We start from the raw sequence: 20,624 nt of genomic DNA on the forward strand, positions 1-20,624 counted from the left end.
TTTTTTCATTCTTTAAATAACAATCATTTAACACAAAACCCAATAAATCCATTTTGTTTTAAATCAAAGAATTGTAGTTACAATAAATTGAACTTAAAATTATTAAAGAATACACAATACTTTTTTCAACACAAAAAAACAGTATTGAAAAACCTTGCCTTTGATATAAATTTGCACTCTATTTTTTAATTAAGAATAATTTATGAGAAAATCAATTACATTAACAGTAGTTTTATTTTTAACCCTTTCATTTTCAAACGTATTCTCACAAGAAAAATTTTCCCTCAATGGTGTAACTGTTCCAAGAACCATCGATTTTGAAAATCAAAAATTACAATTAAACGGATTTGGAACTCGAACAAAATTTTGGACAGAAGTTTACGTACAAGCATTATACTTAACTGTTTTGTCTGAAGATGCCAAAGACATTTTAGACAGCGATACCAATATGGGAATTCGTTTGCAAATCACCTCTTCGTTAGTGAGTTCACAAAAGCTATCAAAATCTTTACATAAAGGAATTGTAAAATCAATTGGTGAAGAAAATTTACCAAAGTTTAAAACGCAACTTGATTTATTAGAAAAACTATTGAATCGAGAAGCTACCGTCGAAAATGACGCTTTCAATTTGATTTATTCTTCTACTGAAAAATCAATTTTAGTTTACAAAAACAACCAATTAGAAGGAAAGATTCCTGGTTTTGATTTCAAAAAAGCCTTTTTCGGAATTTGGTTGTCAAACAATCCTGTAGATGCAGAACTAAAAGATGCACTCTTAGGAAAAGTAAAATAAAAGCATCATAAACCCGCCTTTTTTGCCCCCAAAAAAGGATATGCCGTTACTGATTTTTTTTCAGGAACGGCACTTTTTATTTAGGTACATTAGCTAACAAAATTAACTACCATCTGAATAACTTCCTTACTTTTCAAATCGTGTCCCAATCCTTCGGTTAAGACCAGTTGGCTGTTTTTCCAATGTTTGTTTAATCGAATAGAATAATGATGATGGGTTGCTACATCTCCTCTATCGTGAATGATTAAAGCTGAAATAGTAAGATGCTCCGCAAATTTTGCAGTAGAGAAATAGCTTGGCAATTGCCCCAATTGTAGCTCAAACTCCTTGATTATTATCTCTAAAGCTTTTGAACTCAAACCCAACGTTTTCTTGTAAAAGTCAAAAAAATCAGAGGCTTCACCTGGAGCACCCATTATAATTACTTTTTCGATATTGTGTGACTTATAATGGTCTAAATAATAGGTTGTAGCAAATCCTCCAATGGAGTGACTCACAATGGCGGTAACATCTGGCTTCCTTTGTAGAAACAAATCGATGACTTTAGCGTACAAAACAACGTGAATCATTTTACCAGTAGACAATCCGTGGGCAGGAGCATCTAGCGCATAAACGGTGAAGTCATTTTGCAACAACTGCTCTACATATTTTTTCCATCTAAAGGAATGACTTGCCCAACCGTGAACTAATAGTATTTTTTTAGAACCATTCCCCCATTTATAGGTTTGAATTTTATAATTTTCGTACTCAATTACCTCAGAAATACCTTTTTGCAAAAATTGCATTTGGTGTGGCTTGACTTTGTGAGCAAAGGGGTTACAAAAAAGTGCGAAACCTTTTCGCTGTAGCATTTTTGGGTGAACATAGGCTAAAATATTAAAGTAAAATCCTATGTTTTTTTGAATCACCTTCTTTAATTTCATCTTATTTTTGATTTTTTGATACCAATCGGTATCGTTTTGGGTAAATTTTTTTATAATAATACATCAGCAACAATCCAATTTTTAAGATGCTTAACAACCGCCTCGATATCACTATTTGAATCTTGCAATTTGCTCATCATAATACCGCCTTCAAGCGAAGAAATCATAACGATAGCAACTAATTTTTCATTTACAATTGCATTCACTTCTTTATGTGTTTTACCATTAATTACAATCGTCTCAATAGCGCTTCTAAAAACGGTCAAAGTTTGTAAAGCCTTGTCTTTTAAAGCCATTGATGTATCATCAACTTCTATTGCCACATTCAACAAAGGACAGCCACCACTAAAAAAAGGATTGTTAATGTAGTCTTGAAAAAGCTCTAAAACACAAAACAACTTATCTCTTGTGTTCTTTTCAGCTTTGATTCTTTTTTGCAAAGTCTCAAAAATCGAATGCATCATCTTTTGAAATGCTTCGATTTCTAATTGCTCTTTATTTTCAAAATGGCGATAAATGGCGCCTTTTGTCAATCCAGTCGCATTGGTAATGTCACTCAACGAAGTAGCCCGATACCCTTTTGTATTAAAAAGAGTAATTGCTTCTTGCAGCACCTTGCTTTTTGTAATTTCTGACGACTTCATACGCAAAGATACCGATTGGTATCAAATATTTCAAAAAATGTGAAATTTTTTTTTTCATATACTGAAAAAAGTAAATTTGCTTAACAAAATAACACCCATTTTTAATGAAAGATTTATTAAAGAAATTCGAAAATAAACAGCCTGAAATCATCTTCAATTGGAAAGATTCTGAAACCGAGGCCGAAGGATGGACCGTAATCAATTCCTTACGTGGAGGTGCTGCTGGTGGCGGCACAAGAATGAGAAAAGGATTGGATATGAACGAAGTTTTGTCTCTAGCCAAAACGATGGAAGTAAAATTCTCTGTTTCTGGACCTGCGATTGGTGGTGCCAAATCGGGTATCAACTTTGACCCTAACGACCCAAGAAAAAAAGGCGTTTTACAACGTTGGTACAAAGCAGTTTCTCCTTTATTAAAAAGTTATTATGGAACCGGTGGCGATTTGAATGTTGACGAAATCCACGAAGTTATCCCAATGACCGAAGAATGTGGCGTTTGGCATCCACAAGAAGGAGTTTTTAACGGACATTTCAAACCTACCGAAGCAGACAAAATCAATCGCATCGGACAATTACGCCAAGGTGTAATCAAAGTAATCGAAAACCCTAAATTCTCTCCAGATGTAACCAAAAAATACACCGTTGCCGATATGATTACCGGTTATGGCGTGGCTCAAGCTGTTGGACACTATTACAGCATTTACGGTGGCGATATCAAAGGTAAAAAAGCGATTGTTCAAGGTTTTGGAAACGTAGGTTCGGCTGCAGCTTTTTATTTAGCTGAAATGGGCGCTAAAATCGTTGGAATCATTGATAGAGACGGAGGATTAATCAACGAAAATGGTTTCTCATTCGAAGAAATCAGAACCTTATTTTTGAACAAAGACGGTAACAAATTGGTTTCCGAAAATATGATTCCATTTGAAGCAATCAACCAAAAAATATGGACTATTGGCGCAGAAATATTCACTCCTTGTGCTGCCTCACGTTTGGTAACCCAATCCCAAATCGACAGTTTAATTGCCAACGGATTGGAAGTTATTTCTTGTGGCGCGAACGTACCTTTTGCCGACAAAGAAATCTTCTTTGGCCCAATTATGGAAGACGTTGACCACAAAGTAAGCTTGATTCCAGACTTTATTTCCAACTGTGGAATGGCAAGAGTTTTTGCTTATTTTATGGAGAAAAAAGTACAAATGACCGACGAAGCCATCTTTCAAGACACGTCCGAAACCATCAAAAATGCTATCGTAAAAGCACACGCTTTAAGCGCTGCAAAAAACAACATTAGCGCGACGGCTTTCGAAATCGCTTTGAAACAATTGGTATAAAATCAACATACAAATTTCCCAAAGGTGCGGCTCATCAACCGCACCTTTTTTTATACATTCATTTTTAATTTTTAGGAGCAGCAACAAAGGGCTTTCTAGGCAGCATCGTCCCGCTGTCCGTTATATCTTTGCCTTTTTAAAGGAAAAAGGCAAAGGATGCCACTGCCATCGGGGCTAGAGAGCAACAAGGTCAATTTTTGCTATCATTTTCAATACAACCCGACGCATTTCTTGACAATTTTTAGTACTTTTCAGCGTTTTTAACCCATACTTAAAATTCAAAACCATAATGCATTCTCCAGTTACCTCAGATAAGAAAAAAGCCATCGCCTTTTCCCTAATAATCTACGGAATACTGCTATTGATTTTATTTTTTATCCGTTTTTGGCCTCCCTACAACCCCGATTCTTTTACAGCACTTGCTGGCGGTGGTGGCGGTGGCCTTACGGTCAACTTTGGCGATAGCGAAATGGGACAGGGTGCCGATTACCAAAGCGAGGTTTTGGACGTAAAAAACCAAACCAAAGTTACCCCCACATCGGCAACTCCAGACGAGGCCATCTTATCACAAGAAACGGCTACAGAAGAAAGCGTAGTCATTCCTAAAAAGGAGAAAGTAAAAAATACTACACCTACCCCAAAAGAAACGACAAAACCCGTTGTCGAAAAACCAAAAGTTTCCAATGCTACCAACGATGCCTTATCGAGTATTCTAAAAGGTTCCAACAAAGGAGGCGATGGCGACGATAAAGCAGCGGGCAACAAAGGAAAAGCCAACGGAAGTTTGAGCGCCAAAGATTATTATGGCTCTGGAGGTTCTGGCGGAGGAACAGGCGGCGGCAACGGAACTGGAAATGGCATTGGCACCGGAAGTGGTTATGGCGCAGGAAGCGGCGGCGGCTCTGGTGGAGGCGCAGGCTATTCTCTAGGCAACCGTAGAGCCATTTCAAAACCTGTCCCAAAATACACTTGCAATGAAGTAGGCAAAGTCGTCGTAGAAGTAGCCGTAGACCGTAACGGCAACACCATAAGAGCCATTGCCGGAAGCAAAGGAACCACCAACACCGCCAAATGTCTTTTGGACCAAGCCAAAATTGCAGCGATGAACACCAAATGGGACGCTAGCAGCAATGCTCCTGAAAAACAAGTCGGCAAGATTGTTTATAATTTCAATTTGAATTAAGCCGTTGAGCAGTACTCGTTCCTACAAGGTCTTTTTCCAGACCTTGTAGGTATTTCTTAATCAATAATATACCTACAAGGTTAAAAAAAACCTTGCAGGAAATCCAAACAACAGAAAAAAAATAACTGAAGGCAGTTCTTTTAATTTTCTGTTATAAAAAAAATGCATGCAACTAATCGACTAGTTAAAATAAATGAGGGCAATGTAATTAAATTAAGCGTTTTTTGTGTCATTCTGAGGAACGAAGAATCACATAATGTGAGCAACCTATGCGATTCCTCCTCTGTCGGAATGACAAAACCAAAAGTCGTTTTTTTTAGCTTAATGACATTGTGCGTGAGGGATAGAAGCTAGCTACCGAAGTAGCGCGGATAGCCCGACCGCAGAAAAGTAAAGGGGCGAATAACACGTATGCTATTCGCCCCTTTGCTTTTATGGGGTCACGCCCAAATTATACTTATTTTGGACTGGTGGCTATGACAAACTTTAGATTGTTTTTGACGCCTATTTGAAGGACGTCAACCAAGTCTTGTACTTGTAAGTTGAATGGAATTCTGACGATTACCGTTTGGTCTTTTTCTCCGCTAATTTTTCCCATCAAAGTGGTTTCTAGGTCTTCGAAAGCAACGGGTTGTTTATCGAGATAGAACTTTTTGTCTTCGGTAACCGAAAGGCTAATGTATTGCTTATTCGTTTTTTCGTTGGACTTGGCTTTGGGCAAGGTCATTTTAATCACATTTGGATTGGCCAATGTGGAGATGATTAGGAAAAACAACAATAAGAAAAACATAATATCGCTGAGCGAAGAGGTCGCTACTTCGGCGTGAAATCTTCTTTTTCTTTTTATCGCCATAACTATGCTCTTTGAATAATATTAACGAATTCTAAAATCTGTTTTTGCACTTTTAGCGCAAAATTATCAATCTTTCCGTTCAGCAAATGGTAGGCGCTGTAGGCGATAATTCCAACAATTAATCCAGCACCACTACTTATCATTTTCTCGTACAATCCACCAGAGATGTTTCCGATACTGATGTTTTCTGTAACCGAAATGCTATAAAAAATCTTGATTACCCCCGAAATGGTTCCGATAAATCCTAAGGTTGGAGCAATACCTGCAATTAATCCTAAATGGCCTAAATGCTTTTCCATTTGGCCAATTTCGATATCAGCAGCGCGATCCATATTCGATTCAATCTCCGCGATTGGACGACCAATTACCAAAATTCCTTCTTTTATAATTGTGCTTGAAGCATTAGTAGAACGTTCTACGATGGCTCTAGCCAATTCTATATTTCCGGATTGCAATTGCTCTCCCACATCCCGCAACAAACGATCGTCTATTTTTGAGGCTTTGTCTATGTACAAATACCGTTCGGCAATTACATAAAACGTATAGAGTAACAAAATGGCAATCGGAATTAAGAAAAACCCACCTTTCAAAATAAATTCCAATACCGAAATTTCAGTATTTGGAGCAACATTTTCAATAACAGCAGTAGAAGTCGCAGCAGTAAGTGAGTCGGCTTGTAGAGAGAGTAAAGTAAACATATTTTATTCTTGATTTTTACGAATTAATTCTAAAAAATATTTCAATTTTGCACTAAAGATACTTTTCGTTCTAGTATTAAACTAAAAAAAATGAAAATTATTTTAAACCCCTCTTTTTTGCTCAAAAAATGAATTATCAAGAAACCCTTCACTGGCTATACAATCAGTTGCCAATGTATCAATTGCAAGGCGCATCGGCTTATAAAAAAGATTTGACCAACGTACATTTGTTAGCCGAATACTTAGGACATCCCGAGCAAAAATTACGATGCATACACGTGGCAGGCACCAATGGTAAAGGCTCTACCTCGCACCTCCTAGCCTCTGTTCTCAAAGAAGCAGGGCTAAAAGTAGGTTTGTACACCTCGCCTCACCTCACCGATTTTAGAGAGCGCATCAAAATTATCTCGAATGCCAATCCTGAACAAGCTTGGAAAGAAATTCCAGAGGCCTTTGTTTGTGATTTTGTGAACCAACACCGTTCGTTTTTTGAAGCACAGGATATGAGTTTCTTCGAAATGACAGTAGGTTTGGCTTTTGATTATTTTGTAAAAGAACAAGTCGACATCGCTATCATAGAAGTTGGAATGGGTGGCCGATTGGATGCTACCAATATTATTACGCCTTTAGTTTCAATCATAACCAACATAGGATTGGACCACACTCAATTTCTAGGAAATACACTAGCGGCAATTGCTGGTGAAAAAGCCGGCATCATAAAACCAAGCATTCCGGTAGTGATTGGCGAATACACTCCAGAAACCTTGCCTGTTTTTATTAGCAAAGCCAAAAGTTGTTTTGCAGAAATACATTTGGCCTCGGATTTGATTTCGAGTACTTATCCCTCAGATTTATTAGGCGATTACCAAGTGCACAACAAGAAAACCGTTATGCAGACCATAGCCGTTTTGAACGAAAACAAAACAATAGTGGTTTCGCCAAAACAACTCCAAACGGGAATGGCCAACGTAATAAAAAACACAGGACTCCAAGGCCGTTGGCAACAGTTGAAAGAGCATCCCAAAGTAATTGCCGACACGGCTCACAACAAAAATGGACTTGAAATCGTGATGCGTCAAATTCAAAAAGAGAAATTTGACCAATTGCATCTCGTTTTGGGAGTAGTTAATGACAAAGATTTGAAAGAAGTATTGCCTTTGTTTCCCAAAAATGCGATTTATTATTTCTGCAAGCCCAATATTCCACGTGGCTTAGAAGCAACCACACTTCAAACCGAAGCACAGGTTTTTGGTCTGAACGGAGAAGTATATTCTTCTGTTTCAGAAGCCTACGAAAAAGCATTGAGAAATGCTGCCCCTACTGACTTTATCTACGTTGGCGGAAGTACTTTTGTAGTTGCAGAAATTTTATAATTTTTTTTCATTTTTGCTTGCACATCCCAAAAAGGGTTGTATATTTGCACTCGCAATCACGAAATGATAGCAACCTAGTAAAATAGGGCGATTAGCTCAGCTGGTTCAGAGCACCTCGTTTACACCGAGGGGGTCGGGGGTTCGAACCCCTCATCGCCCACCAAGAAACTCCTTAAGCAATTAAGGAGTTTTTTTTGTTTTTATAATTTACCAAAATCTAGCTCATCAAAGAGATTTGAACTTAAACAAAGATTAGCTCAGCTGGTTCAGAGCATTCCGATGGCATCGGAAGTGGTCGGGGGTTCGAACCCCTTTCCGAAGCATCGGAACAAGCTATCGCCCACCAAGAAACTCCTTAAGCAATTAAGGAGTTTTTTTTTATTTTTATAATTTATCAAAATCTAGTTCATCAAAGAGATTTGAACTTAAACAAAGATTAAGTCAGCTGGTTCAGAGCATTCCGATGGCATCGGAAGTGGTCGGGGGTTCGAACCCCTTTCCGAAGCATCGGAACAAGCTATCGCCCACCAAGAAACTCCTTAAGCAATTAAGGAGTTTTTTTTGTTTTTATAATTTACCAAAATCTAGCTCATCAAAGAGATTTGAACTTAAACAAATATTAACTCAGCTGATTCAAACCATTCCGATGGCATCGGAAGAAACTATAGTATACAAAAAACTCCTTAAGCAATTTAAGGAGTTCTTTGTTTACTTCAATACAATGAAGTGTTGCATCAAATCTTTATCATTTGTTAAAAATATTGGAACTGTTTCTATGTCCAGCTTCGTTTTTATACCAATTTTTGTATTCTACACCATTGCTTAAAACCCAATTTATAAATTTCAAGTGACTGGCATCGATTCTTGCTTTTTCAATTGGATAATCAAAACTACTAGGGAAATCTATAGCCCAAGGTAAATTGTCTTTGGTTTTGTAATATTTCCCTATAGACGACTGAGTGTTGTCAAAAGAAGTTCCGAAATAGGATTTGTCAGCCAAATCTGTTGGCGCATAATTTGGCAAATGAACTTCTTTCCCTCTTTCTTTATTTACAATAATAAATGGATTGAAAGGCGCCATTCCGAAGGCACTAACATCAATTGGGTTGACTAAATCTATAGTGACTTCAATAGGCTCTGAGGCTACATATGGTTGGCCAGGGTTAGTATTCCCCGCACCGTGTTTCCAAGCATTGTCAAAAACAATTATGGTCGCATTTTTTTGACCAGCTTCTGTTCCGTTTCCATCTGTTTTTATGTATCCTTCGGTGTATTTCGTACCTTTTACAGATGCGATTTGAGAAGGACTTACTCCAGGGATTGAAAAACCAAACCCATTTTGATAACTTGCCCCAATAGCTTTTACTGTAAATTTTCCTTTTAAGCTAACTACTTTATTTTGTGCATTTGTGATTCTATTAAAGTTGTAATCAACCACTAAATCATTAAAATCATAATCTCCTTTTGCTGGCCATAAATCTTCAAAAGCAAGGGTTCCGTTAGTATTACTACTTGGGTAATAGTTATTAAATGCTAGTTTCGGGTCATTTGGATAATCATCCGAACTATCGATAATACCATCTTTATCAGTATCAATTCGGTCAGGGTTTATTTTTTGAACATCAAATATTTCAACATTTTTAATTGGATTTGCAGTAGCATAGAAAACAGCATCATTAAAATCATTGTCTCCGCCTGGTCGAATTAAGTCTTCAAATCCTAGCAAGAACAAACTTCTTTTTTCATCATACAACATAACCGTATGTTGACGGTATTTGATATCTGCTTCTGGGTTTAACTCTAAGTTAGAATACAATAAACCCAACCCTTCTGTTGCTTGTCTTGCACTGTCGCTCCAACCATTACGCAACAACATCCAACCAATTACCGTATTTTTTTCGAAAACACCTAAAGAAACCTTGTCCCCAGAATACAATCCTCCTCCTGAACCTGCAAATGAGGCATTAGGAAAAATCACCTTACATTCTTTAACATCAGCTGGAGTTTTAGGTGGAAAATCTCTGTCATAAGTATAGTATGCCAAGGCATTTTTATATCCAGCTCCCTCAGAAACAAAAGTAATCCATACTTCGGCTTTATCTAAAATCACTAAATTGTGCTGACTACTCCCTAAAAGATATTCTGGATGATAGGTAGGAACAGGCATATTTTCTGGCAAAGCATTGTTGACATCAATAAGAAAATCTTTACTGATTACATCTGGTTTACTCATTAAATAATTAGGCACTCCGTTGTTGTTATAAGTCCCGATATAGTTAATTTTTATACCAGCACTCGTTTTGCTAGAAGATGCTGATGCTTGTTTAGAAGAAAAGGGTTTGCTGCTAGTTTTTTGGCTTTTTTGGGTATTTCTTGAACCTCCAAAAGTAAAATTAACTGCTCCATTTTCTAATGGCACTTTAGTTTCTGGAACAAAACCAATAAAGTCTGTTTTCAAAACAACTTCTTTCATATCGGCTTCGAAAGTGTAATCGACTATAAATTCTCCTTGCTCATTGGTTATACCGTTGATAATCTCTTTTCCATTTTCATCTTCAAAATTAGTCCAAACGCTCACTTTTACACCAGGAACGGCATTTCCTTGATTATCCTTTGTTCGAAGGGTTACTTTGGCATCTTGAGTGTTTTTCCAAGTAAAAGTTGAAGAAGCCTTTAGATTATCAATGGTAACTTCACCAGAAACTGGAGGAGGGTCAGTAGTAAAATCTTCAGGGTCTTTACTACAAGAGTTTAACAAAATCATAGTAACAAATAACACTATCCATACTGAATTGCTATTTTGCTGTGCATTTTTAATGAAAGTTTTTAAATTATTCATATCCTTTAAATTAGAATGTTTTTAGGTTAAGTTTTATCTCAATTTACAATGTGCTTTATTTTGATGTTTTTGAGTATCCAAAAACGACACCAAAAAAAATATCCATCTAAAACGCTGGTATTTAGGCGCTTTACCCCATATATAAAAATTCATTCTTATCCATAAATTAGAAATACTTTCCATTTTTTGGAACTACTTATTCTAAAAAACACACCACTGAATAGGAATTCAGAGGATAAATTAATTTACAAATGCAATAGCATCTGGAACTCTTCCTGTTCCTATAGTGCTTACAATTTCAAAAGTTTTCATATCAATCACTTCAATTTTATTAGCATTGGAGTTAGATACGAAAGCATACAGTCCGTTAGGATGCATTACAATATTCACGGGACGCGGTGTATGATATAATAGTATCTCTACTAATGTTGTTTTCCCGTGAAATACAATGGTCTTTATCTTCTTTTTAAATTTTTGATTATACACATATACAGTACCTTCTATCGCATTGGCTACTAAACAATACTTCCCGTCTGTAGAGAATTTAAGTTTTAATGGGTCATCCCCTGTTTTCAATGTATGGGTAACTTTATAAGTCGAGGTATTTATTACTGAAATAGTATTCTCTTTATTATTGGTAACCCATAATTCAGAGCCATCTGGGGTGATATCAATGCCTTTCCTTCCTAACCCACAAGGAATAACCTTAATCACTTTATTCAAAATCAAATCGATAACGCTCACTGAACTTGAACCTATGTTCGTAACATAAGCAATGGCTTTACTTGGGTGCAACACTACAAGATGACTCTTTTTTTGTTGGGTTTGTATTTTTCTTTCAATACTATCGGTATCAATATTAATTGCTAATAATGTATTAGTAACATAATCAATCACCCCAACTTTATTGCGTTCTGGAAAAGCTACAATTCCATTAACTTTTATATTGTCATCTAAGTCTATCGTTTTTTCTACTTCGTTTTTTTTGGTGTCGATGATTTTAATAATGTTGCCATCACTAGCCCCGTAATTTGTAAGCACCACTCTTTTCTCATCCGAAGTTACAACTGCTTCGTGAGATAAGATGTCAATTGGAATTTCCTTTATTTCTTTTCCCGTAAATAAATCAAATACGTGAACACTCTCCCCGACCTTACTCACAATGTATAATTTCCCTGTGGTTTGTATGGTATACGATGGTAATCTAGCAATAAGACGTACCGCTTGAAAGCAAATAAATACAATTGCAAACGATAAAATCCAATATTTTACTTTCTTACTTATCATAACAAAAACTACATTATAATTGCTAAGCCGTCTGGCATATTTCCAACTTTGATACTGCTACTAATTGTAAAATTTTGCATATCAATAACCTCAACTCTACCCGCAGTATAATTGGACACAAAGGCATATAGTCCGTTGGGATGCATTAGTATTCCAACAGGTCGAGGCGTGCGGTAGATGATTTTTTCAAAGACATTTTTATTACCAGGAATAACTATGGTTTTAAAAAGTTTTTTTGATTTGGTATCAAAAACTGAAATTGTCCCCTCACTAGCGTTAGCAACCAAACCATATTTTCCGTCAATTGAAAACTTTACTCTTAATGGCTCTTTTCCTGTTGCCAATCGGGTCGTTTCTTTATACGTTAAAGTATTGATAACCGATACGTAATTCTCTTTGTTATTTGAAACCCATATTTCTGAACCATCTTTTGTAATAGTAATACCTTCTGCACTTTTTCCACAAGGGATAATTTGAACAACTTTATTGCTTTCAATAGCAACAACACTCACTGAACCAGAATTGATATTGGTCACATAAACAATGGGCTTAAAGGGATGTTTAACCAATAAATGACTGACTTTTTGTTGGGTGGCAATCTGTTTTTCTACTTTTCCTGATTCAATATTGACTACTGATAAATGATTGCCATCATCAGACACAACAGCAACTTTGTTAGGGTTTTGCAAAGTAATAATACCGTGAGGACTAGTATTCTTATTCCCCAAATCAATTGTTTTTGTTATAGTGTTCTTCTCTGCATCAATGACTGTAATGCTCTTCCCCTTTGCGTCAATAGTGCCATAATTTGTGACTACTATTCTGTTCGGGTTGGTTAGTGCTGTTGCTTCGTGTGGTTCTATTGCAATGGGCAACTCCTTTATTTCCTCCCCTTTTTGTAAATCAAAAACAGTAATGCTTCGGCTTGCTTTATTGACAACATATAATTTCCCTTCCGTTTTTATGGAATATTTGGGCTGTTTGATGATATATACCATTCCAAATACCAGACAAATCAAGCCCAACAGGAGTACTATTTTTTTGAAAAAACTCATAACTTATTGGATTTAAGTTGCTCCATTGCATATCTACAAGCTCGTACGGTAAGTGCCATATAAGTTAAAGAGGGGTTTTGGCAAGCCGATGACGTCATACAACTGCCATCTGTAATGAATACATTTTTCACATCGTGCATTTGATTGTACTTGTTCAAAACCGAAGTCTTGGGGTCGTTCCCCATTCTTGCGGTTCCCATTTCGTGTACAGCTGAGCCTGGAGGCGGACTTGTTCTATAACTTCCTACGTTTTTAAAACCTGCTTTGGTTAAAATTTCCTCACTCGATTTGGTCATATGCTCCATCATTGCTAATTCGTTCGCACCATAATTAAAATCGACCTTAACCAACGGCAATCCCCATTGGTCCAGATTTTGGGTATCTAACGTAATTTTGTTTTCATAATTCGGCAAAACTTCTCCTCGACCACCAAGAGAAATCGTCCATTTACCAGGAGTTTGTAATTGTGCTTTCAATGAAGCGCCAAAACCTTGTGTGGGTTTTGATTCCCAATTTTCTCGCTCACCTTTTCCTTGAATTCCATATCCTCTGACAAAATCAGGGATTTGTGTTTGTTTATTTATGTTTTGAAATCTTGGAATATAAATGGTTCCAGGCGACCTTCCTTCGTAATATTTATCCAATAATCCATCAAAAGTTCCGTAGGTGCCTTCATTGACGATATGGTCCATCAAATTGTGTCCGACTTGTTGACTTGAATTTCCCAATCCATTTGGAAACGAAGGTGAAACAGAATTCAATAAGATAGCAGCAGTAGCAATTGCAGAGGCGTTTAAGAAAATTATTTTGGCATAAAATGTATGTTCTTGTTTTGACAGCGCATCAATGATTTTTATCCCGATGGCTCTTTTAGTATTGGCATCATAGAGCACTTCTTTCACAATAGAATTAGCTCTCAAAGTCAAATTACCTGTGTTTTGTGCATCAATCAATGTTGCCGAGTTACTGCTAAAATAGCCTGCAAAAGGACAACCTCGGCTACATAAATTGCGATACATACAAGGGCCTCTTCCTTTTTTTGGTTGCGTTAAATTTGCTACTCTACCATTTATAATCACTCTATCGGAATAATGTTCTTTTACTTTTTCTTTTAGATGCTGTTCTATGGCATTCATCGGTATTGGTGGCAAAAAAACGCCATCTGGCAAATGAGCTATGGACTCTGAACTTCCACTAATACCTACATAATCTTCAACATAATCGTACCATTGAGCCAAATCTGCATAGCGTATGGGCCAATCGACTCCATAACCGTCTTTTTTATTGGCTTCGAAATCTAAATCTGATAAACGATAGCTTTGTCGCCCCCAAGTGAGGGAACGACCACCAACTTGATAGCCTCTAATCCACTTAAATGGATTCACCTGAATATAGGGATGCTCTTTGTCATTGACATAAAAATGCTTGTCGGCGGCGTTACAATGACTGCTTTGCACAGGTCGCTCCTCGAGTTCTTCATTTGTTAGATGTTTTCCATTTTTAAAATCCCAAGGATTCAGAAAAGCGGTTGTGTAGCCCGTTACGTGTTCAACTTGTCCGCCTCTTTCTAACACCAAGGTTTTTAAGCCGCCCTCTGTGAGTTCTTTTGCTGCCCATCCGCCACTGATTCCTGACCCTACAACAATAGCATCAAAGGTGTTTGTTTCTGTTTGGTTTTTCATACTATAGCTATTTTGTTGCCCAAGCTTTTTGATTGGGTTGTATGGTGGTGATTGCTTTGTATCTAGCAGGAATAGGTTCGTACACTAAATGCTTTGTCGCTCCCAATTCGGAAGTGCAATATCCTTCTACAGTTAATGCTTTTAAAATGGTATAAAAAGGACGACCCGATATTTTATTTCTGATTTTAGAAAACAAACCCGAAGCCTCGTAAGTGCTATCTAAATCTTTTACGATTGCTATTTGTTGTTGCGGTGTGCATTTTTCAAAACCGAAACCGTAGGTATCCAAACACGTTTCTTGGAGGTCATTTAATCCGTTAAAGAAATTAGTATACTCTTTTTTCGAGGAACACGATTCCATATAGCTAATTATAAAATCTTGAACATTAGCTTCCTTGGCGCCTGGAGTATTGGTAGCAGGAATAATCACATCGACTAAGGCTGCAATTAGATTCTTGTAATTAGGGAGTTGCCCTCTATTGGATTTCGCATAAAAAAAATGAAATCCAGTATAGGTAGCAATCCCAATTCCAGTGAGGGCTAAAATTCCGCCGATAGCTTTTCTTCTATTCATAATTTTATTTTTTAAATTGAAATCTAATGGCTTACAAATTGCATTCGGTGCTAACTCGCTCGTTGTGCTCTTTCCCAGTTTACCGATTGTGATTTTTTCATATACCTAAAAAAGCCCAAAACGACGCATACATTCATTATAAAAAAGTAATACGGCACAAACAAAATCTTGATTCTGGTTTCTCTATTTTCTAAAAACCAACCCAACAAGGCAAGGGCATAAAAAAGCAACTGCAACCAAAACAGGGTAGAATACAAACCAAAAGAGAAAATCCCTTCGTTTATGGCTAAAATTGACAAAACAGGAATAAGGAGGATGAGACATAAAGGGGTTAAACTCCAACGTAAAACGCGATGCGAAATGTATTGAAAGGAAAGCGTTCCGTATTTGAAAACATTCAGCAAAGAACGAAGGCGAACAATAGATTGAATGCCTCCCGCAGAGATTCTGACTTTGCGTTTAAATTCTTCTTTAACATTAGCCGAAGCAGTTTCGATAGCATAGGCTTCAGGGTCATATTGAATGGTATAGCCTTCTTGAGCGACTCTTAGTGATATGATAAAATCATCCAATAAAGTGTCTTTTTCAACGTGGCGGTATAAGGCTGTTCGAATGGCAAAAAGTTCGCCCGCTGCTCCTACCACTGAGTACAATTCGGCATCCCATTTTTTCAATGCCGATTCATATTTCCAATAAATGCCCTCGCCTGCACCAGAGGCGACATCGCTTTCCTTATCCACAATTCGTTTTTCTCCAGAAACGCAACCCACCTTTGGATTACTAAACAAGTTTACAATTCGTCTAATGGATTCTTTGCCAAGATTCGTATTGGCATCACTAAAAATAACAATGGGAGTTTTCACAAAATCCATCCCTCGATTCATTGCTCCAATCTTACCATTGCGCTCGTCTAAATGATAAACCGTGGTGTTGGGATATCCTTTTAACACATCGGGTGTGCCATCATCGGAACCATCGGTAACCCAAACGATATTGATTTTTTCTTTAGGATAGTCGAGTTCTAAGGTGTTTTTCATTTTAGCAGCTACATAATCCTTTTCATTGTAAGCCGCAATAAACAAGGTCACTTCGGGTTCATAGGAAGGGTCAATTTCTAGCTTTTCACCCATCTTAAAAAACCTTCTGATTTTTATAATTCCATACAACAAAATACCGTACCCCACATAGGTATAGACTATCACCGATAGCAAAATCCAGAATAGTATTTTTAGTGTTATCATTTTTATTTGCTTAAAATTTATACTAGTGCTAGACCTTTTCCCATATTTGTTTTTCAGGATTGTATTGTTTCAATACTCTAGCTGGATTCCCCACTGCAACGGCATAATTTGGAATATCTTTTGTGACCACGCTACCTGCTGCGACTACACAATTTTTACCAATGGTTACTCCTGCCAAAACCACCACGTTGGCACCAATCCAAGTGCCATCTCCAATGGTTATGGGTGCTGTAGAAACTCCCTGAATATGAATGGGACGATTGACATCTTCATAATTATGGTTCAAGCCAGAAAGGGTAATGTTTTGCGCCAATCGCACATCATTCCCAATAGTAACAGGACCAATAATCGTGTTGCTTAGTCCTATTTTGGTTCGGACTCCAATGATTACTGGACCCACGCCATTGTTTATCGCTGAAAAATCTTCGATGGTAGAATCTTCGCCAAGTTCAAATTGATTCCACGGAACGACGTCCAATCTGGTTCGATATCTTATTATAGCTCCTTTTCCTTTTTTATGATAAAAAGGATTTACGAACCACTTTATCCAAAGTCTGGGTCTTGTCTGCTTTGGAATAAGTATGGACCAATGAACCAGTTTTTTCAATTTTTCATTGGATTTTATTTTTTCTTTCAATCCCATTGTATCCTGTGTTTGGTTGCTTTAATTATTCCTTGATAGATGGCGCTAACATTGTTTTCCCAAGTATGACTTTTGGCAAAATTGGCTCTTTGTTCAGCCAAAGTTTTTGAGTTTTCTTCCAAAGCTTTTTCGGTTAACGTAATGTACTCTTCATTTGAAGAAGCCAAATACACATAGTCGCGAAACATTTCCATTGCTTTGGTTTGTGTTGCAATTACTGGTTTTCCCATAGCAAGGTATTCATCGATTTTTCTTGGATAATTTCCAATCGTTAAGTTGTTGGTCAACTGCGGATTGATGGCTACATCAAAACCTTTTACATAAGCTGGAAGTTCTGAGCCATCTTTACTCCCAAAAAAATACACATTTGGCAATTGATGCAATTTTGATTTTTTAAAATCGTCGTCTTCTGGACCCACGAGAACAATGCTCCAGTTTTTTCTCTGTTCTGCCATATATTCGAGTAAACTGATATCTAACCTTAAACTGGTAAGCGACCCCACATAGCCAATAATTGGCGAGGGTACATCTTTGAATTCTGCTGGTACTTGTATCGTACCCTCATCGTCACTAAAGTGTGAGACATCGCAACCTTGTCCAACCATATAACTATAAGCCGTGTATTGTAACCCGAAATCTGCAAAAAAGTCTGAATTCGTCAATAAAACATCCGCTTGTTGTATGACTTCGGGTTCCATTTGTTCTCCGTGTTTTTGCCAATAAGGTACTTTCACCAAATAATCTCGCATATAATACGCGTAGACTTTGGGCTGTAAAAATTCCTTTAAATGTCTTCCTAAAAACATCGAACTATCATTAAACAAAATGACATCTTTAAAATTCAATCGCTCGGCCGCCGATTTGATATCTTCTGAAAACAAACGGGCATTTCTCCTGTTCAATATTTTAAAGACGCTATGAATAGGCAACCAATTAATGGATTCAACACTGTTTTTTGGGTATAAATTCCATAGATTGGTTCCAATCTCGTATAAATCAGGTTCAAGACCTTTTTTGATTCTGATTCTTTTTTGAATTTTCTCTTTGTGCTTGTCTTTTCCCATAGTAGCTCTATCCATTGGCGGATTTACATACAACACGCGATTGTGCTTCGCAAACTCCAAGGCTATATTTTTGCAATTGCTACCTATTTCAATATCCCAGGCTTGTATGCCTACCACTATAATATCTTTACCTTTTATCATAGTCTCGTTTTTTTTGATTGTTCGACATAGATGGTTTCATAAAGTTTCAAATACTCTTTGGCCATATTATTCCAAGAAAACTGTTTACTCCGCCTCAAGCCTTTCTCACAAAGCGATTGGTGATACGCTTCATCATTTAGAATTTTAATGAGTCCTTCCGTAATTTCTTCTGGTTGCAACGGGTTGACAATATGAGCAGCATCTTCGGCAATTTCTGGCATTGATGAAGTGTTTGATGTAATAACAGGCACATTACACGACATCGCTTCTAGCATTGGAATCCCAAAGCTTTCACGAAGAGATGGATACAAAAAGATATCGCATTGCGCATAAATAGCTGGCAAATCGGTATTCACTACATAGCCCGTCAAAACAATATGATGGATGAGATTGGGGTCGTTAATTTCATTCAACAAACTGTTCAGTTCCGTTTTATCATAATCCAACATTACGAGTTTATGATTAGAGGCTGTACGTTTTAAAAAATCAGAAAAAGCTTTAAGCGTTCCTTTTGTGTTCTTTTTTGGGTCTGTATTGCCTAGAAAAAAGAAAAACTTATCGGGTAAATTGTATTTTTCTTTAACCCGATTGAGCTCGTCTTTATTGGTAATGGGTTTGAAATGTTCGCTTACCCCATTATAAATTGCCCCTAGTTTTGTATCGTCTTTTATTCCAAAGAACTCACCAATTCTGTTTTTTTCAAAGTGAGAAACAGTAATCACTTTTTTGCTTTTCTTCACTATACAAGGCACTACCAATTTTCTGTATATATTTCCAAATTTTTGATAAGTACTAGCACTACTTCTAAGTATTTTCAAATAACTACTTTCCATATAAATAATGTCGTGAAGAATCGTTATCAGCGGAATAGACGTAAAAAAAGGAGCGGTATTGCTAGTGCAGTGCAAGATATCACAGCCATATTTTTTGGCAGCATTGGGTAATGCAATTTGTTCCCAAGTAGGATACGGTCCACCATTCAATTCAACAATCGTAAAGTTCGAAGTTGCTTTAAGAGCGGAGGAATCTTCATCTGGTTTTACAAAAATGAAATACTCATTTATATGGTCTAACTCTTGAAGGTTTTTGATTAATTCTAAAGCTACCATATCCATTCCGTGCTTCTTTTTACGAAAAAGGCGTTGCCCTTCTATACCTATTTTCATATTGCTACTTTTTTAATTGATTGAACTGAAAAATACCCTATGAGCTGATTTTTAATTTTGGTATACACCACCACTTCTATGACATAAGAGAACAAGAACATCACCATAATATAAAGTGAATATTCTACTATTTTATCGTTTATAAATTTCAAATAGGTAGCTTCGACAACTAGGTAATGATGAGAAATATAGATTACATAAGAAAAAGGCGCGAAGTACTTGAAGACACCAAAAAAAGTAATGAAACCAAACCAATTGTATGCATTCCAAATCAGAGCAGTAAGCAGTACTAAAAACGCAAAAACAAAATGCCGTAATTCTACGATAGGATACGCCACTAGTGGGTAGCTATAGACTTTTGTGTATGAAAAATTCAAGTATACATTCAATATTAATACTACAATGACAATTGCTAAAACACCAATATAAGAACTTAGGCCTTTGAAACTAAAGGAACCGCCTTTTATATAAATTGAGGCAAATTCTACTCCAATCCACCAAATACCAAAATACATCACAATTCTATTTAGAATAAATGGATAAACAACGTACGAAACTGCTGCTATTAAAATACTACTGCTTACCCAAAACGATATTTTTTCGGGACGAATGTATTTTGTAAGCGCAAAAAAGAGCATATAAAACCACCATTCATAGGATAATGACCAAAGCAATCCGTTACCCATATACGTTGGTACAATTACATTGGGCTTCAGAGAAATCACATCTTGTAGCATAAAAATATTACCCCACAAAGTGCTCCATTCTGGGTCGGCTAAACTTGCAGTGACATAACATTTTAAAAGATAGCCTATCAAAAAGATGAAAAAGAGAGGTATATAAATTCGCAAAAAACGACGCCCAAAATAATTGAGAAACGATTTATCTTCTGATTTTTCCCAAGAATACTTGATTACAAATCCACTTAAAACAAAAAATAAAATAACCGCTTCTGACCCAAAACGAAAAAGAAAGCCCACATTTATTCCAAATAGATGTATCTTTTGCGGCAGCACGTGAAAAAGCATCACATATAATGCGCTAAAACCACGAATGGCTTCGAGTTTTTCTAAACGATTATATTTTTTTGATGTTTCCATAGCTATTTTGAAACAACTTATTGAATTACAACAA

18 protein-coding genes and 2 tRNA genes are annotated in these 20,624 nt (G+C 36.7%); 6 read left to right on the plus strand and 14 right to left on the minus strand.

Annotated features, from left to right (window positions below):
- Positions 1-202: 202 nt before the first annotated feature.
- Positions 203-793 (plus strand): chalcone isomerase family protein, encoded by a 591-nt coding sequence (locus ACSVH9_RS13620; RefSeq protein WP_438064186.1) that lies wholly within the window; start codon positions 203-205, stop codon positions 791-793.
- Between the two features lie 89 nt (positions 794-882).
- Here ACSVH9_RS13620 and ACSVH9_RS13625 read toward each other — a convergent pair whose 3' ends face one another.
- Together ACSVH9_RS13625 and ACSVH9_RS13630 are read right to left on the minus strand one after the other, a co-directional pair.
- Positions 883-1,716, minus strand: a complete 834-nt coding sequence (locus ACSVH9_RS13625; protein ID WP_438064187.1) for an alpha/beta hydrolase — start codon at positions 1,714-1,716, stop codon at positions 883-885.
- Positions 1,717-1,766: 50 nt separating this feature from the next.
- Positions 1,767-2,360 carry a TetR/AcrR family transcriptional regulator gene (locus ACSVH9_RS13630; RefSeq protein ID WP_438064188.1) on the minus strand — a complete coding sequence of 198 codons (594 nt, stop codon included), beginning with the start codon at positions 2,358-2,360 and terminating at the stop codon, positions 1,767-1,769.
- A 104-nt stretch (positions 2,361-2,464) separates the two neighbouring features.
- Between ACSVH9_RS13630 and ACSVH9_RS13635 the strand changes: the two genes are divergently transcribed.
- Positions 2,465-3,691, plus strand: coding sequence for a Glu/Leu/Phe/Val dehydrogenase dimerization domain-containing protein (locus ACSVH9_RS13635; RefSeq protein WP_438064189.1), 1,227 nt, complete (start codon positions 2,465-2,467; stop codon positions 3,689-3,691).
- Between the two features lie 289 nt (positions 3,692-3,980).
- Positions 3,981-4,874, plus strand: coding sequence for an energy transducer TonB (locus ACSVH9_RS13640; protein ID WP_438064190.1), 894 nt, complete (start codon positions 3,981-3,983; stop codon positions 4,872-4,874).
- Positions 4,875-5,331: 457 nt separating this feature from the next.
- Here ACSVH9_RS13640 and ACSVH9_RS13645 read toward each other — a convergent pair whose 3' ends face one another.
- Both ACSVH9_RS13645 and ACSVH9_RS13650 read right to left on the minus strand, forming a co-directional pair.
- Positions 5,332-5,727, minus strand: coding sequence for an ExbD/TolR family protein (locus ACSVH9_RS13645; RefSeq protein WP_298297689.1), 396 nt, complete (start codon positions 5,725-5,727; stop codon positions 5,332-5,334).
- 2 nt (positions 5,728-5,729) lie between these two features.
- Positions 5,730-6,425, minus strand: a complete 696-nt coding sequence (locus ACSVH9_RS13650; RefSeq protein WP_298297686.1) for a MotA/TolQ/ExbB proton channel family protein — start codon at positions 6,423-6,425, stop codon at positions 5,730-5,732.
- 128 nt (positions 6,426-6,553) lie between these two features.
- On the opposite strand from ACSVH9_RS13650, the gene ACSVH9_RS13655 reads away from it, so the two are divergent.
- From ACSVH9_RS13655 to ACSVH9_RS13665, 3 genes are all read left to right on the plus strand, one after another.
- The gene (locus ACSVH9_RS13655) at positions 6,554-7,798 is read left to right on the plus strand and encodes a bifunctional folylpolyglutamate synthase/dihydrofolate synthase (protein ID WP_438064191.1); all 1,245 of its coding nucleotides are present in this window, start codon (positions 6,554-6,556) and stop codon (positions 7,796-7,798) included.
- Between the two features lie 85 nt (positions 7,799-7,883).
- Positions 7,884-7,961, plus strand: a tRNA-Val gene (locus ACSVH9_RS13660).
- A gap of 87 nt (positions 7,962-8,048) precedes the next feature.
- Positions 8,049-8,118, plus strand: a tRNA-Ala gene (locus ACSVH9_RS13665).
- 425 nt (positions 8,119-8,543) lie between these two features.
- Here the strand turns inward: ACSVH9_RS13665 and ACSVH9_RS13670 are convergent.
- The 10 genes from ACSVH9_RS13670 to ACSVH9_RS13715 all read right to left on the minus strand — a co-directional run bounded on the left by ACSVH9_RS13670 (position 8,544) and on the right by ACSVH9_RS13715 (position 20,590).
- Entirely contained in the window at positions 8,544-10,637 is a 2,094-nt protein-coding gene (locus ACSVH9_RS13670; protein WP_438064192.1) for an LruC domain-containing protein, read from the minus strand.
- 240 nt (positions 10,638-10,877) lie between these two features.
- Positions 10,878-11,924, minus strand: a complete 1,047-nt coding sequence (locus ACSVH9_RS13675; protein WP_438064193.1) for a YncE family protein — start codon at positions 11,922-11,924, stop codon at positions 10,878-10,880.
- An 8-nt stretch (positions 11,925-11,932) separates the two neighbouring features.
- Positions 11,933-12,979, minus strand: a complete 1,047-nt coding sequence (locus ACSVH9_RS13680; RefSeq protein ID WP_438064194.1) for a hypothetical protein — start codon at positions 12,977-12,979, stop codon at positions 11,933-11,935.
- Complete coding sequence (locus ACSVH9_RS13685) at positions 12,976-14,661, minus strand: GMC oxidoreductase (RefSeq protein ID WP_438064195.1); 1,686 nt, start codon at positions 14,659-14,661, stop codon at positions 12,976-12,978. The genes ACSVH9_RS13680 and ACSVH9_RS13685 overlap by 4 nt, the downstream gene beginning before the upstream one ends.
- 7 nt (positions 14,662-14,668) lie before the next feature.
- Complete coding sequence (locus ACSVH9_RS13690; RefSeq protein WP_438064196.1) at positions 14,669-15,235, minus strand: gluconate 2-dehydrogenase subunit 3 family protein; 567 nt, start codon at positions 15,233-15,235, stop codon at positions 14,669-14,671.
- Between the two features lie 50 nt (positions 15,236-15,285).
- On the minus strand, positions 15,286-16,476 hold the full coding sequence (locus ACSVH9_RS13695) for a glycosyltransferase family 2 protein (RefSeq protein WP_438064197.1): 1,191 nt from the start codon (positions 16,474-16,476) through the stop codon (positions 15,286-15,288).
- 28 nt (positions 16,477-16,504) lie between these two features.
- Positions 16,505-17,119 carry an acyltransferase gene (locus ACSVH9_RS13700; protein WP_438064198.1) on the minus strand — a complete coding sequence of 205 codons (615 nt, stop codon included), beginning with the start codon at positions 17,117-17,119 and terminating at the stop codon, positions 16,505-16,507.
- Positions 17,110-18,324 carry a glycosyltransferase gene (locus ACSVH9_RS13705; RefSeq protein WP_438064199.1) on the minus strand — a complete coding sequence of 405 codons (1,215 nt, stop codon included), beginning with the start codon at positions 18,322-18,324 and terminating at the stop codon, positions 17,110-17,112. Before ACSVH9_RS13705 ends, ACSVH9_RS13700 begins: the two co-directional genes overlap by 10 nt.
- Positions 18,321-19,490 (minus strand): glycosyltransferase family 4 protein, encoded by a 1,170-nt coding sequence (locus tag ACSVH9_RS13710; protein WP_438064200.1) that lies wholly within the window; start codon positions 19,488-19,490, stop codon positions 18,321-18,323. The genes ACSVH9_RS13705 and ACSVH9_RS13710 overlap by 4 nt, the downstream gene beginning before the upstream one ends.
- The gene (locus ACSVH9_RS13715) at positions 19,487-20,590 is read right to left on the minus strand and encodes an acyltransferase family protein (protein WP_438064201.1); all 1,104 of its coding nucleotides are present in this window, start codon (positions 20,588-20,590) and stop codon (positions 19,487-19,489) included. The genes ACSVH9_RS13710 and ACSVH9_RS13715 overlap by 4 nt, the downstream gene beginning before the upstream one ends.
- Positions 20,591-20,624 lie beyond the last annotated feature (34 nt).

The sequence above is a fragment of the Flavobacterium sp. RSSB_23 genome, assembly GCF_051547145.1.
In the GTDB taxonomy this organism is placed as follows: domain Bacteria; phylum Bacteroidota; class Bacteroidia; order Flavobacteriales; family Flavobacteriaceae; genus Flavobacterium.